The 12,567-nt window shown below is 52.3% G+C and carries 12 protein-coding genes and 1 other RNA gene; 3 read left to right on the top strand and 10 right to left on the bottom strand.

Annotation, left to right across the window (positions count from 1 at the left end; genetic code table 11):
- Nucleotides 1-32: 32 nt before the first annotated feature.
- The 9 genes from Q0711_RS05845 to gyrB all read right to left on the bottom strand — a co-directional run bounded on the left by Q0711_RS05845 (nucleotide 33) and on the right by gyrB (nucleotide 7,205).
- On the bottom strand, nucleotides 33-185 hold the full coding sequence (locus Q0711_RS05845; protein ID WP_298613921.1) for a hypothetical protein: 153 nt from the start codon (nucleotides 183-185) through the stop codon (nucleotides 33-35).
- Nucleotides 186-197: 12 nt separating this feature from the next.
- Nucleotides 198-344, bottom strand: coding sequence for a hypothetical protein (locus Q0711_RS05840; protein ID WP_298613919.1), 147 nt, complete (start codon nucleotides 342-344; stop codon nucleotides 198-200).
- Between the two features lie 26 nt (nucleotides 345-370).
- Nucleotides 371-1,066 carry a DevA family ABC transporter ATP-binding protein gene (locus Q0711_RS05835; RefSeq protein ID WP_298613917.1) on the bottom strand — a complete coding sequence of 232 codons (696 nt, stop codon included), beginning with the start codon at nucleotides 1,064-1,066 and terminating at the stop codon, nucleotides 371-373.
- 9 nt (nucleotides 1,067-1,075) lie between these two features.
- Complete coding sequence (gene devC, locus Q0711_RS05830) at nucleotides 1,076-2,230, bottom strand: ABC transporter permease DevC (RefSeq protein ID WP_298613915.1); 1,155 nt, start codon at nucleotides 2,228-2,230, stop codon at nucleotides 1,076-1,078.
- A gap of 9 nt (nucleotides 2,231-2,239) precedes the next feature.
- Nucleotides 2,240-3,403: an ABC exporter membrane fusion protein gene (locus Q0711_RS05825; protein ID WP_298613913.1), complete on the bottom strand. Its 1,164-nt coding sequence runs from the start codon at nucleotides 3,401-3,403 to the stop codon at nucleotides 2,240-2,242.
- Nucleotides 3,404-3,638: 235 nt separating this feature from the next.
- Nucleotides 3,639-4,337: an FkbM family methyltransferase gene (locus Q0711_RS05820; RefSeq protein WP_299041932.1), complete on the bottom strand. Its 699-nt coding sequence runs from the start codon at nucleotides 4,335-4,337 to the stop codon at nucleotides 3,639-3,641.
- A gap of 132 nt (nucleotides 4,338-4,469) precedes the next feature.
- A complete protein-coding gene (locus Q0711_RS05815; protein WP_298613909.1) occupies nucleotides 4,470-5,048 on the bottom strand; it encodes a pseudouridine synthase in 579 nt (192 codons plus the stop codon).
- Nucleotides 5,049-5,058: 10 nt separating this feature from the next.
- Nucleotides 5,059-5,245: non-coding RNA, 6S RNA (ssrS, locus tag Q0711_RS05810), on the bottom strand.
- A 37-nt stretch (nucleotides 5,246-5,282) separates the two neighbouring features.
- Entirely contained in the window at nucleotides 5,283-7,205 is a 1,923-nt protein-coding gene (gene gyrB, locus Q0711_RS05805) for a DNA topoisomerase (ATP-hydrolyzing) subunit B (RefSeq protein ID WP_298975869.1), read from the bottom strand.
- Nucleotides 7,206-7,331: 126 nt separating this feature from the next.
- Between gyrB and miaA the strand changes: the two genes are divergently transcribed.
- The gene (gene miaA / locus Q0711_RS05800) at nucleotides 7,332-8,270 is read left to right on the top strand and encodes a tRNA (adenosine(37)-N6)-dimethylallyltransferase MiaA (RefSeq protein WP_299041930.1); all 939 of its coding nucleotides are present in this window, start codon (nucleotides 7,332-7,334) and stop codon (nucleotides 8,268-8,270) included.
- 158 nt (nucleotides 8,271-8,428) lie between these two features.
- Here miaA and Q0711_RS05795 read toward each other — a convergent pair whose 3' ends face one another.
- Entirely contained in the window at nucleotides 8,429-10,024 is a 1,596-nt protein-coding gene (locus Q0711_RS05795) for a hypothetical protein (RefSeq protein WP_298615496.1), read from the bottom strand.
- Nucleotides 10,025-10,066: 42 nt separating this feature from the next.
- Between Q0711_RS05795 and Q0711_RS05790 the strand changes: the two genes are divergently transcribed.
- Both Q0711_RS05790 and Q0711_RS05785 read left to right on the top strand, forming a co-directional pair.
- Nucleotides 10,067-10,498, top strand: a complete 432-nt coding sequence (locus Q0711_RS05790; RefSeq protein ID WP_298615499.1) for a pre-16S rRNA-processing nuclease YqgF — start codon at nucleotides 10,067-10,069, stop codon at nucleotides 10,496-10,498.
- 38 nt (nucleotides 10,499-10,536) lie between these two features.
- Nucleotides 10,537-12,561: a ribonuclease R family protein gene (locus tag Q0711_RS05785; protein ID WP_298615501.1), complete on the top strand. Its 2,025-nt coding sequence runs from the start codon at nucleotides 10,537-10,539 to the stop codon at nucleotides 12,559-12,561.
- Nucleotides 12,562-12,567: the final 6 nt, after the last annotated feature.

Genomic DNA, 12,567 nt, shown 5'->3' with positions numbered 1-12,567 from the left:
GCCGTGGTCATCGGCCACTTGTTCGGTACCACTCAGACCAAGTATTCCTGAACGCCACAGTGACAATAAACCTTTAAGCACCCTGTGGCATTATCGAGCACCATGGCGTTTGCCGTTGCCGCTTCAAAGGTCATCAACCAGCCCATGACGAGACTCTGGGGACGGCTGCGGGACGTTACCTGCACAGGGGAGGCCACCTACACGATCGCGTCAATAAGTTCAGCTTTGTTGATGTAGAAACATTGGGCATAGGGGCGCCCAAAGACCTTGCGACTGAGGCGATCGCCCCTGTCTAAACTCGGTAGCGTCTGCTGCGGAGCTGCAAATATCCTCAACGGATTCATACTGCGCCGGCTGTTCCTATTCTAAGTTAGGCAGAAACGCCAATTGTGGTTTCCGAGAGACGGCCATCTTCCATGTGAATAATGCGATCGGCGACATCGAGAATGCGGTTGTCGTGCGTCACAATTAGGATGGTACAGCCCTGTTCGCGGGCGAGGGCACGCATAATTTCCACCACATCGCGACCAGATTTTTTATCAAGGGCAGCCGTGGGTTCATCGGCAAGTACAATTTTTGGGTGTCCTACTAGGGCGCGGGCGATCGCCACTCGTTGCTTTTGTCCCCCCGACAGTTCATGGGGATAGTAATCAAGGCGCTCTCCAAGGCCAACGGCACAGAGCATTGCTTCCACCCGTTCTCGGACTTCCTGTTGACTCAGGTGGGGTTGCAAATCCAGTGCCATCTGCACATTTTGGCGAGCGGTTAAGGCATGGAGCAGATTATGACCTTGGAAGATGTAGCCCGTTTGACGACGGATTTGAATCTGCTGCTCTTTAGTGGCGTTGCGTAGCTCCTGACCAAGCACCCGCAGACTGCCCTCTTGAGCTGATCGCAAAGCACCAATCAAGGTTAAAAGTGTTGTTTTCCCTGATCCTGAAGGCCCCGTCATGATTACAATCTCACCCGCTTCAATGCGAGCGTGTAAATTAAAGAGAATTTGCTTACGCAGTTGCCCCTGACCAAAGTAGTGATTGAGGCCTTGAATTTGGATCACCGGCTCCATAGCACCATCCTAGAAAATGTCCGCAGGATCGGCTTGTTGAATCCGCCGCATGGCGATCGCCCCCGAAAGCGTACACATCAGCACCGTGAGGGTAAAGACCAAACTTGCTCGCTCCACCGTCATCCAAACCGGCAGCGAGGTGGCATTGGCAATGAGGATATACAGTAGAAACGACACAATGAATCCCGGAATATAGCCCATACAGGAAAGAATCAACGATTCCTGCATCACCACACCATAGAAGAATACGTCGCGATAGCCCATCGCTTTGAGGGTGGCATACTCCGCCAAGTGATCCGTGACATCGGTGTAGAGAATTTGATAAACAATCACAGAGCCAACAATAAAACCCATCAAGGCGCCGAGGGAGAAAATAAAGCCAATGGAGGTACTCTTTTCCCAGTAGCTGCGTTCAAACTCAGCAAACTCCTCACGGGTCATGACTAGGACATCATTGCCTAGAGCAGCCTTCATTCGCCGTGCCAGTGCCTTGGTATTGACCCCCGGCTGCACCCGCACCAGACCCACATCAATTAAACCGGGATTGCGTTCAGGAAAGAGACGCAAAAAGTTCAAGTCACTCGTGAGTAAATTACCATCGGCGCCAAAGTTAGCGCCCATGCGAAATAGGCCTGCTACGGTGATTTTGCGGCCAGAAACTTCGGTTGTCACCTCTTTCCCTTGGCGGTATAGCTCTGGAATTGGGCCAAACTCAGCGCGGGATTGGGCATCAAAAAGGACATGATCCGCTAGTTTAATAGCATCCTGCCAGTGGGGGGTATCGGACACTGAAATGGATACCGCCATCGGATCCACGCCAATCACCATTAGTTGGCGGGTACTTTTGTTAATGGGATTGCGCCACAGACCAAAATTGAGGTAGAGGGGAGAAACGGACTCCACTCCTTCAAAACCCGCTGCTTGGTAGAGTCGCCGTCGCGGGAAGCTGCGCATGGCAATCAGTGCCGTGGATTGGGGACTAATGAGAACAATATCGGTGTTGAGGCTCTCGTGGAAGCGCACTGCCGCCTTAAAAAGGGCATCGCGAAAGCCAAACTGCATGAGCATTAGCACCACGGCAAAGGCAATGCCGGCAATCGCCACTAGGAGGCGAATCCGCTCCCGAATGAGTTGCAACCAAGCCAAGGGAATCGCAAAAATCATCGGTGTACCTCAGCGGGGATCAATCGCCACTTCCACCTGCATATTGGTCAGACCCGCCACTGGCTCGCTGTTATCTAGGCGAATTCTGACCTCCACAACCCGCGCATCGGTTTTAGCGGCAGGGTCGGTATCGGTGACATCGTTTTTGGCGACTAGGAGTCCCACGCGCGTAACGCGCCCGGTAAGCGGTGTACTCAGGACACTGCTGCGAATTTCAGCCCGCTGACCCACATGGACACGGGGCACATCGGTCTCATACACTTCAGCAACGGCATACATTTGGTCGGTATTGCCGAGTTCGAGAATGCCCCGTTCATTGATGGTCTCCCCTGCTTTAGTGTGAATCCGCAGCACGCGACCATTGCGGGGAGCGCGAATGATAGTGCGCTCCAGACGGGCTTCCGCTAGTTGCAGATTGCGTTCTGCTGAAAGGAGTTGCACTTGGGCTTGCACTCGTCCAAGATTTGCTTGGGCAGCGTCCACTTGAGCATTTGCAGTGGCGAGTTCTGTGCGGCGCTCCTCCTGCAAACGAACGAGGTTGGCTTGGGCGTTGCGCAATTCCTCCTGTAAGCTCCGCACGCGAACGATCCGGTCATCTAAATCCTGTTGAGAAATTACCCCATCGGCAAAGAGTTGGGCAAACCGCTGATACTCGCGATTGGCGATCTCCAGTTCCGCTTGGATGCGCTGAATTGTGGCCTGTTGAGCTTGAATAGCCGCAATGGCGGGTTCATTGGCGCGATCGCGCCGGCGCTCTGCTTCACTAATTTGAGCAAGGGCTAGGCGAGTTTCAGCGTCATAGCGTAGGCGGGCTTCCTGCAATTGAGTTGCTGCTAAGTCTCGCTCTGCTTTGCGCTCTGGATAAGTGTCTAAATAGGCAAGGGGTTGACCAGCAACCACGCGATCGCCCTCGCGCACTAGGAGCTGCCCCAACCGCTCGGTCATTGAGGGAGCACTGACGGTCACCACTTCCCCTTCGGGTTCCAAGCGACCCAAAGCCGTAATGCGATCGCTCACTGGCTTGGCTAAAGCAGCTTGAATCGCTCGCTCCTCATTGGCGCGTTGTTGTTGCTGCCAGTGGTTGAGACTCAGTACAAAGCTTCCCACACCGATGGCGATCGCTCCCCCAATTAGCCACGGACGACCAACTTTACTAAAAAACGGCTGTCCCATAGGAGAAGTTGACAGAAGCACTAAAGTTAAGAAATATAACTTAAGTCTAGCACGGCCTAAGCCGAGGTACTTAGAAGGAAGAATTTGAAAAGAGAATGGAGCAGAAAGGAGATTTGAGTAGGCGATTTATCTCAAAGAACATTGTCTAATTGCTGGCCTATGCAGAATTCAATGGGTTGAAAGTTGTTGATTGGGTAAAAATAGTAAGATGTAGAAACTGTTCAATTACTTAATCTTATCGCCAGAAATAAATTACTGATAAATAGCTTAGTTCACGTAAAATTTCATAGTTAAATAAACCGGATTCACGTATCAAATCCATGCATTTGCTAATATCGCAATAATTTGGATGAAGCTCAAATACAGCACTATCAACACGTTTCATTAACGATGGATAGTTTTCTAGAAACATTAACTCTGAACCTTCAATATCACACTTTAGAAGGGAAATTCTTGTGTCACCGTCGAGAATATTTTCAACATCAATAAAATTAATTTCTTGGGTGTTTGCATTTTCTGATCCCGTATAGATGCCGCTCATGCCAGTAAATTCTAATTCGCTAAATTTAGCGGATCCTTCTCGCTGTCCAACTAAACCATTGTGAATTTGTATAAAGTTACCCAGATTATTAATATCTATCAATCTTTCACTCAGATCTTGACAAATCCTTGGACTTGCTTCAAAGAGATTAATAAAAACTTGATCAGGAGTAAATCCGTTTCGTATTAAAAGATCAAAGACCCTAATTGTAAAAAATCCAACATTAGCGCCTATATCCAATACTTGGAGCTGATTATGTTCGCTCAGATTTAGCATTAGTGGATAAATTGCCGGATCATACTCCCCATCTACAAAAATATCATTATAAATGATCCAATCTGAAGCATTCTTGATTTGAATCTTCAAGTTTGATCTGAGAATCCATTCCAGCATTTTAGTTTTTCCAAAAACTTGATTATCAATCCTTATAATTTTTGATTATAGAACAAAATCTTGACCGACAAATCAAGAGTCAGGAAGCCAGTTTACAAAAAGGCCGTACCCTTAGGCAGGGCTTGGTGACCGTCAACCACACAGCTGCCAAAGCATTTGCCGCTCTTGGGGAGAGAGTTCCCGCCACTGGCCGGGGGCGAGGTCACCCAGTTGCAAGTTGGCGATCGCCACCCGTACCAAGCGCAGTGTGGGGAATCCTACCGCTGCTGTCATGCGCCGAACTTGACGATTACGGCCTTCCCGCAGGGTCAAGCTGAGCCACTGGGTAGGAATATGACGGCGGTAACGAATTGGGGGATTTCGCGGCGGTAAGGACGGCTCTGGATTGAGAATCTCAGCAATTGCCGGCCGCGTGCGGTAGCCTTGAATGACTACTCCTTCCGTCAGTTGTTGCAGGGCTGCTGGCGTGGGTTCCCCTTCCACCTGAACCCAGTAGGTACGTGGATGGCCATAGCGGGGATCTGTCAAGCGGTGCTGTAACCGGCCATCATCCGTAAGAAGCACCAGACCTTCACTGTCATAGTCTAGGCGGCCAGCGGGATAAACATCGGGAATAGGGACATAATCTTTGAGGGTGGCTCGCCCTTCTTGATCTTGAAACTGACACAGTACCCGATAGGGCTTGTATAGGAGAATGTAACGATAGTTCATGGTTAGGAAAAGTTCGACCGCGACGCCGTTTTACCTCAGTTTATGACCTAGTAAAGACTAGGGGGGAATCCTAACTGCAGACTTAGAAGTTTCTGGCTCCAAGACCAGTTTACTGCCGCCCACAGTGTTGATTCCCAAATGTTTTGCAGTTGTAGATCACAAAACAATATTGGCAGTCACCAACGTCGCAGCCAAACTAGAGTTACTATAGCACATCTCCTCTAGGGTCTGGCTTTAGATATCCAGGTTTTCTAGTGCCAACTGTGGGCCGTAGGTCTCGATGAATTCGCGGCGCGGTGCTACGCGATCGCCCATGAGGATTGTGAAAATGCGATCGGCCTCAGCCGCATCTTCGATTTCCACCCGTTTGAGAATACGCGTCTCTGGGTTCATGGTGGTTTCCCACAACTGCTCCGGCATCATTTCCCCTAAGCCCTTAAAGCGTTGAATGGTGTAGTTGGCATTTTCGGGGAACGACGCAATTTGCTGTTGTAACTCGCGATCGCTATAGCAATAGAAGTGCTGTCGCCCGCGTTCCACTTTGTATAGAGGGGGGCAGGCAATATAGACAAAGCCTTGGTTGATTAATTCCTGCTGATAGCGATAAAAAAAGGTGAGTAACAAGGTGCGAATGTGGGAACCATCCACGTCCGCGTCCGTCATGAGAATGACCTTGTGGTAACGCAGCTTGGCAGGGTCAAACTCCTCCCCCTTTACGCCTAAACCCAAGGCGGTAATTAAGGACTGCACCTCATTATTTTTATAGATTTTGGCGTCGTCGGTTTTCTCAATGTTGAGGATTTTCCCCCGCAACGGCAAAATTGCTTGAAAGCGGCGATCGCGCCCCTGTTTGGCACTCCCCCCTGCAGAATCCCCCTCCACAATGAAAATCTCCGATTCTGCCGGATCCCGCGAGCTACAATCGGCCAATTTGCCGGGCAGCGTTGAAGACTCTAGCACCGACTTGCGCCGTACCATTTCCCGTGCCCGTCGTGCTGCTTCCGCCGCATTAAAAGCTTGGATGGCTTTTTCCAAAATGGCGTCGGTAACCGTTGGGTGAAAGTCGAGGTATTCGGTTAGGGCTTCACCCACAACGGCATCCACAATGCCGCGTACTTCTGTGTTGCCCAGTTTTGTCTTTGTTTGTCCTTCAAATTCCGGGTTGGGCACCTTCACGGAGATAATCGCCGTCAGCCCCTCCCGAATATTTTCTCCCGCAAGGTTGGGATCGTTTTCCTTCAGTTTGTTCCGCTTGCGGCCAAGGGCATTGAGCGTCCGTGTCAGCACCGCCTTTAGCCCCTCCATGTGGGTGCCGCCATCAATGGTGCGGATATTGTTGGCAAAGCCGAGGAGGTTTTCACTGTAGGCATCGGCACACCACTGTAGAGCCACTTCCACTTGCACCTCGTTTTTTTCCCCCTGAATGTAGATAATCTCTGGGTGGAGAGGCTCCTTTTCCTGCACCATATAGCGGACATATTCGCGAATGCCGCCTTCGTAGCAGAAGGTTTCCCTCAGAGGAGGGGTGACGCGCAAATCCTGAAAGTTAATGTGAATCCCAGCATTGAGATAGGCCAGTTCCCGCAGCCGAGTCATCAGCACTTTGGCATCAAATTCAATTGTTTCTGTAAAAATCTGGCGATCGGGAAAGAAGGTCACTGACGTGCCGCGCCGTTCCTCGCGATCGGGTCTTTTTTCCAGCGGTGTGACAGGCACCCCCCGCTCATAGCGCTGATAGTGGGCAAAACCATTGCGCCATACCGTCACCTCTAGCCACTCAGAAAGGGCGTTGACCACAGAGACTCCCACTCCGTGCAACCCCCCTGAGACTTTGTAGCCGCCATCGCCAAATTTACCCCCCGCATGGAGCACCGTCATTACCGTCTCAACCCCCGAAACTCCTGTATCGGGGTGAATATCCGTAGGAATGCCGCGGCCATTATCGGTGACAGTCACAGAGCCATCGGCATTGATCTGAACTAGAATGGTGGAGCAGTATCCTGCCAAGGCTTCATCAACGGAGTTGTCCACGACTTCATAGACCAAGTGGTGGAGTCCTTTAGGGCCAGTGCTGCCGATGTACATCCCCGGTCGTGTCCGCACGGGTTCAAGGCCTTTGAGCACCCGCAACTGGGCAGAGGAATACTCGGCGGTCATGGCAACTCCCTAACTGCTATAGAATCGAGGCAAATGCGTTTTTGCTTGCCCAAATGTCAAATCTGACCTAAATTTTAACACATAAGGGTTATAGGCGATTCTAGGAAATTTTCAGGCTGTATTTGAGTGGGGGATGTAGGGTTAATAGTAATCGGAGGGGCAACGGCCACAGGCAAAACGGCACTGGCGATCGCCCTTGCCCAGCAGTTGAAGAGCGTGATTTTGAGTGCCGACTCCCGCCAAGTCTATCGCGGCTTTGACATTGGCACCGCCAAGCCCACCCCAGAGCAGCAGCGCCAAGTGCAGCACCACCTGATTGATATTTGTGACCCCCGCGATACTCTCACTCTAGCTCTTTACCAAGCCAAAGCCCAAGCCCTCATTGCCCATTACCATGCCCAAGGCATCACGCCCCTCTTGGTGGGAGGCACGGGATTGTATATCCGCAGTATTACCCAAGGGCTGACCATTCCCCAAGTCCCCCCCCAGCCGCAGTTGCGGGCACAGTTGATGGCCCTGGGTCAGCGGGAATGCTATCAGTGGCTCCAGCAGGTGGATCCCGTGGCGGCGCAACGCATCCATGCCCACGATCAAGTGCGTACCCTGCGCGCTTTGGAAGTCTATTACGTGACGGGGGTGCCCCTGAGCCAGCAGCAGCAGCGCAAACCGCCTTCCTATCCCATTTGGTACTTTGCCCTAACGGGGGGCGATCGCCAACAGCAGCGGGCACGAATTGAGGAGCGCACCCACCAGATGCTAGCCATGGGCTGGCTAGAGGAAATTCGTCAGCTACAAGCCCAGTATGGGGATGACCTCCCCCTTTTAGATACCCTTGGCTATCGGGAAATGCGCCAATACCTGCGGGGGGAAGTCACGCTCGCAGAAGCCATTGCCCTCACCGTGCAGCACACCCAACAGTTTGCCAAACGGCAGCGCACCTGGTTTCGAGCAGAAGCAGGGATCTATTGGCTGCAAACCACCACCCTAGAGGAGCAACTGGCAGAGATTCAAACACGATTGGCGGAGTGGCCCAGCACTACTTCAACAAAGCGGCGGGTCAACTGATTAGCGTGGGGAGCGGGACGGGCTGTTGCGCGCAAAGCGTCATAAGCGGAGCATTCACCACTGTAAATTGCTCGGCAGCCAAGTCGCTAAAGCGAATAGATTCGGCCAATTCCTCCCCGTGCCTGAAGCAGTAGAATCCGTAAAGAATGCACAGTTGCCTAGCGTTTGGCAATCTCAATAGGCTGAGGGGTTGGCGGACGTTGGGTGTCCACAAAACTAAAGATAAGGGACGTTTCAAAGAGTCCCACAATTTGCTTGAGGGTCGGCTGCATCCGCGTTTTGCCCGTTATGCCATAGGCCACAGCAAGACCACAGGCGCCTTCAAGTGCATTGACCTCCTTGATCCAGTCAAGGAGCAGTAAGCCACTTTCGGGGTCAAAGGTATCTAAAAGCCACAGATGATTGGCATTGGTTTGGGCAAGGAGCATGACTACTTGCTCAGCTCCCGAGAGGGGAAAGACGGTTAGATGGTGAATGCCGCCCTCCTCAGCAATTTTGGCGGCAAGTACCTCCGCTGCTGTTTTTTTAGTTTGAATCGTCAACACGGGATAACCTTGAAATCCCTCTGGAATCTCCCCCCGTTGATAGTAGGAGACGACTGCTGGTAATTCCTGTAGCTCTTCAGGGGCAAACAACTTAAAGAGGAGATAGGCTTCCTCGGGAATAGCTTCCGTATCAATGGGGATGCGGAATTTTAAGTCGCTCTCCTCAGTATTATCATCAATGGTTGACCTTATCTGTGGCACCGTTGCCACTTGCACCTGATAGCTAAGGGCAAAATGGCAGGGCGAAGGAATCTTAAGCCTTAAATTAAGTTCAGGGTACTCTCCCTTTGCGAACTGCTTTTTTGTCTTCTTCCAGAATTTGATCAGAGCCTCGATCGCCACATAGACCATTTCCGCTTCTTCGGGGGCATAGAAGGGGCGCATCCCCTCTAAAGGATGGATAGCGCCGGGGTCAATGGCGTAAAGTTTCCCGTTGAGGAAAAAAAATAGATCGCTGTCCAAATCCTCTGCATTTACTTGAGTAAAATTCAAGAAAAGACAATTATTGCGCAGAACGGTTTCTTCTAGGTGTTCATCGTCGTCTTCGTCAATATAGGGATACTCTTGATCAATCTGCTGCCAAAAGTTGCGCAGAGCCTCTTCGCCGCGGTAGAGCATCAGACCAAAGTCATGGTTGGTTCCTTGGGGGTTAACCAGTACTGCAAAGAGGGTGGGGGAGTCCCAAGCCTCACAGTGGAGCTTAAGGGGGATAACACTGTCTAGACACTGCCAGATGTCCAGTTGCGCCAATTCTTTGACCTTTTGCTTGTAGAGAGGAATGTATTCTCGAGGGAGTAGCTCTACATCCTCGGCCTCGTCTGTTGCCTTGGCAGTGATGAATTCAAAAAATTCGTCAAGGAGGGGAATCTGGGCTTGATACTCCACCTGAATGTCGAGGGGGGCAACGACGCCACGCAGGAAAAATTGCAGCTCGCGGTCATCAACGATAATCGTGTGGGGACGGCAGGGTTCACAGGCAAGATGATGGGGGTGTTCAATTGCCTGCACCAACAGCCGCGTCAGTTGTTCTGGAGTGGGTGGCAGTTGACTTAGCTCCATGCTGCGTATCGCCTGATCTTGGGGATCGAGCCAAGCGGCGCCAAAGACCGTGTCGTTAATCCTGTCGAGACTGCGTCCGCCACCCAGCCAAACGGTAGAAACTTGCGGTACATTCAACAGACGACGGATGGTCGCAGCGGGTAGGCTCACAGGGCGATCGCTCCCAGTTTGATAACTTCTCCACTCTAGCAAATGACGGAAATGGGTCGCACTAGGTATTTGTTGGGATTCGATCCGGGGCGGGACAAGTGTGGTTTAGCCCTTGCCCGCGGTCAAGAAGTGGTGTGTTATGAAGTGGTGGCCGGCGATCGCGCGATCGCCCGTGTCCAAGAGTGGCATGCAGTTTATCCATTTGAACAGGTGATTGTGGGCAATCAAACCACCTCACGGCAATGGCAGCGCCAACTTCAAGAGGTTTTAGCAGTAGAGGTTATTGCTGTGGATGAGCGCAATAGCACCCTAGAGGCGCGCGATCGCTATTGGCAATTCTTTCCGCCCCAAGGTTGGCAGCGGCTGATTCCCAAGGGTTTGCGCCTCCCCCCTCGTCCCATTGATGACATTGTCGCCATTGTCCTGTTGGAGCGCTACTGTGGTTATCCCCTGCTGCTCGGTAAGAGGCAATAAACTTTATAATTATCGGATTATGGTACAGCACGGCAGCCGTGGAGAAAGGCACCCTCATTGAATTTCGGGTTAATAACCAGCGTCGCTTGGCGGTTATTGATCGCCCCGAAGGTAAAAAGCATTGGATTGCCATTGATCAACATTTGCAAGCCCACACCGTTCATCCGCGCCAACTGACCTTTACGGTACCCGAGGAGCGGTTTCGTCCCCAGGAGATCCCCGCCTTTTGGCAACAAGTGCAGCCGCTCCTAGACCCCGACAGCTTAGAGGTGGCATGGGAAATTCTCCGTGAGGAAAACCGCGCCATTACCCCAGCAGATCTCGCGGAGCTGCTTTTTGCGGAGCGATCGGCGGTGGCCTGCTACGCTGCCCACTATCTTCTGAGTGAAGATCGCTTCTATTTCAAGCTCAAGGGAGAAACCTACGAGCCTCGACCGGCTGCCCAGGTGGCCGAACTCAAACATCAAAGCGAGCGGGAAGCCCAACGCTTGGCGGAGGAAGTGAGCTTCCGTGAACATTTGACCCAAGCGCTCAAGGGGGAAACGGTGGCATGGTCAGCCAGCGATCGCAAGCGCCTTGAGCAGTTAGAACGCTATGCTATAGCCATTGAACCCAGTGCCCAACACCAGGCGGCCATTGACCTGCTCAGTGAATTGAAGCGACCTACCCAACCCTTGGGAGCCTTTCAACTGCTGGTGGATCTGGGCCTCTGGTCAGAGCACGAAAATCTATTTCTGCGCCGTAGTCAAATTGACGTTGAATTTCCCGCCAAGGTACTTGCTGTGGCTCAAGAACGCCTCACCTCACCCCCGACCGACATTGACGCTCCCTTGCGGCGCGATCTTACCCATCTCAAGGTCTATACGATTGACGACGAGAGTACCCAAGAAATTGACGATGGCCTTAGCCTCGAAATCGTGGGCGATCGCCAAAAGCTGTGGATTCACATTGCCGATCCCAGCCGCTGGGTGATGGTGGATGACGTCTTAGATCAGGAGGCTCGCCGCCGCGCCACAACCGTCTATCTGCCGACGGGAATGATTCCCATGTTTCCCACGGAGCTGGCCACAGGTCCGATGAGCTTGGTGGCAGGGCAAACCTGTTGTGCCCTCAGCTTTGGTATTCTCTTAGCCGACAGCGGCGAGGTCTTGGACTACGAAATTTGCCCCAGTTGGATTCGCCCCACCTATCGCCTCAGCTATGACGATGTGGACATGATTTTGGAGCAGGGGGTCAGCGGCGAAGCGGAGTTGCTGGCGATCGCCCAATGGGGACTGCGGCGGAGTGAGTGGCGACAGCAACGGGGCGCTATTCGCATTAGTCTGCCTGAACCTAACATTAAGGTCAGCGGTGAAAAGGTGGAAATTTCACCCCTCCATGACTCCCCTGCCCGCCAACTCGTGGCGGAAATGATGATTCTGGCCGGCGAAGTGGCCGCCCATTTTGGTGCCCGTGAGGGAATCCCACTGCCCTTTCGCAGTCAATCCCCACCGGAACTGCCCCCAGAGGAGGAATTGCTGCAACTGCCTGCTGGCATTGTTCGTGACTGTGCCATTCGCCGCTGTATGCCCCGCAGTGAGATGACTACTCAACCGAGTCCCCATGCCAGCCTTGGCCTTGATGCCTACTGCCAAGTGACCTCCCCGATTCGCCGCTACACAGATCTATTGGCACACCGTCAGATTAAAGCCCACCTGCGCGGGGAACCGCCGCCCCTAACATCCGAACAACTCAATGAAACTCTCTTGGGGCTGCTCTCCTCGGTTCAGGAATCTTCTTTAGTGGAGCGGCAAACCAACCGCTATTGGTGTTTGGAGTACCTGCGGCGGCATCGTGAGGAAGTGTGGCGGGGAATTTTGCTGCGTTGGTTGCGGCCTGAGGAGGGGCTGGGGTTGATCCTTCTAGAAGATTTGGGAATCGAGCTGGCCATGCGCTTTCAACGGCAAGCCAACTTGGGAGAATGTGTGCTGGTGCGGGTCAGTCGTGTTGATCCCCGCAGTGATCAAATTTGGCTAGAGGAAGTGTCCGTCGAGGCATCAATGCCTGCAGAAACCATTGCATGATCTTAA

It is taken from the genome of uncultured Thermosynechococcus sp., from assembly GCF_937958135.1.
In the GTDB taxonomy this organism is placed as follows: domain Bacteria; phylum Cyanobacteriota; class Cyanobacteriia; order Thermosynechococcales; family Thermosynechococcaceae; genus Thermosynechococcus.
Note: the sequence above shows the minus strand (reverse complement) of the source record. Positions and strands in the feature narration are given on the sequence as shown.

Excerpts from the sequence above, each read along its gene's own strand:
- Q0711_RS05790 (WP_298615499.1), top strand. The coding sequence starts at position 10,067 with ATGACGGAAATGGGTCGCACTAGGTATTTGTTGGGATTCGATCCGGGG.
- gyrB (WP_298975869.1), bottom strand. The coding sequence starts at position 7,205 with ATGACCGCCGAGTATTCCTCTGCCCAGTTGCGGGTGCTCAAAGGCCTT.
- Q0711_RS05825 (WP_298613913.1), bottom strand. The coding sequence starts at position 3,403 with ATGGGACAGCCGTTTTTTAGTAAAGTTGGTCGTCCGTGGCTAATTGGG.
- devC (WP_298613915.1), bottom strand. The coding sequence starts at position 2,230 with ATGATTTTTGCGATTCCCTTGGCTTGGTTGCAACTCATTCGGGAGCGG.
- Q0711_RS05815 (WP_298613909.1), bottom strand. The coding sequence starts at position 5,048 with ATGAACTATCGTTACATTCTCCTATACAAGCCCTATCGGGTACTGTGT.
- Q0711_RS05840 (WP_298613919.1), bottom strand. The coding sequence starts at position 344 with ATGAATCCGTTGAGGATATTTGCAGCTCCGCAGCAGACGCTACCGAGT.
- Q0711_RS05820 (WP_299041932.1), bottom strand. The coding sequence starts at position 4,337 with ATGCTGGAATGGATTCTCAGATCAAACTTGAAGATTCAAATCAAGAAT.
- Q0711_RS05835 (WP_298613917.1), bottom strand. The coding sequence starts at position 1,066 with ATGGAGCCGGTGATCCAAATTCAAGGCCTCAATCACTACTTTGGTCAG.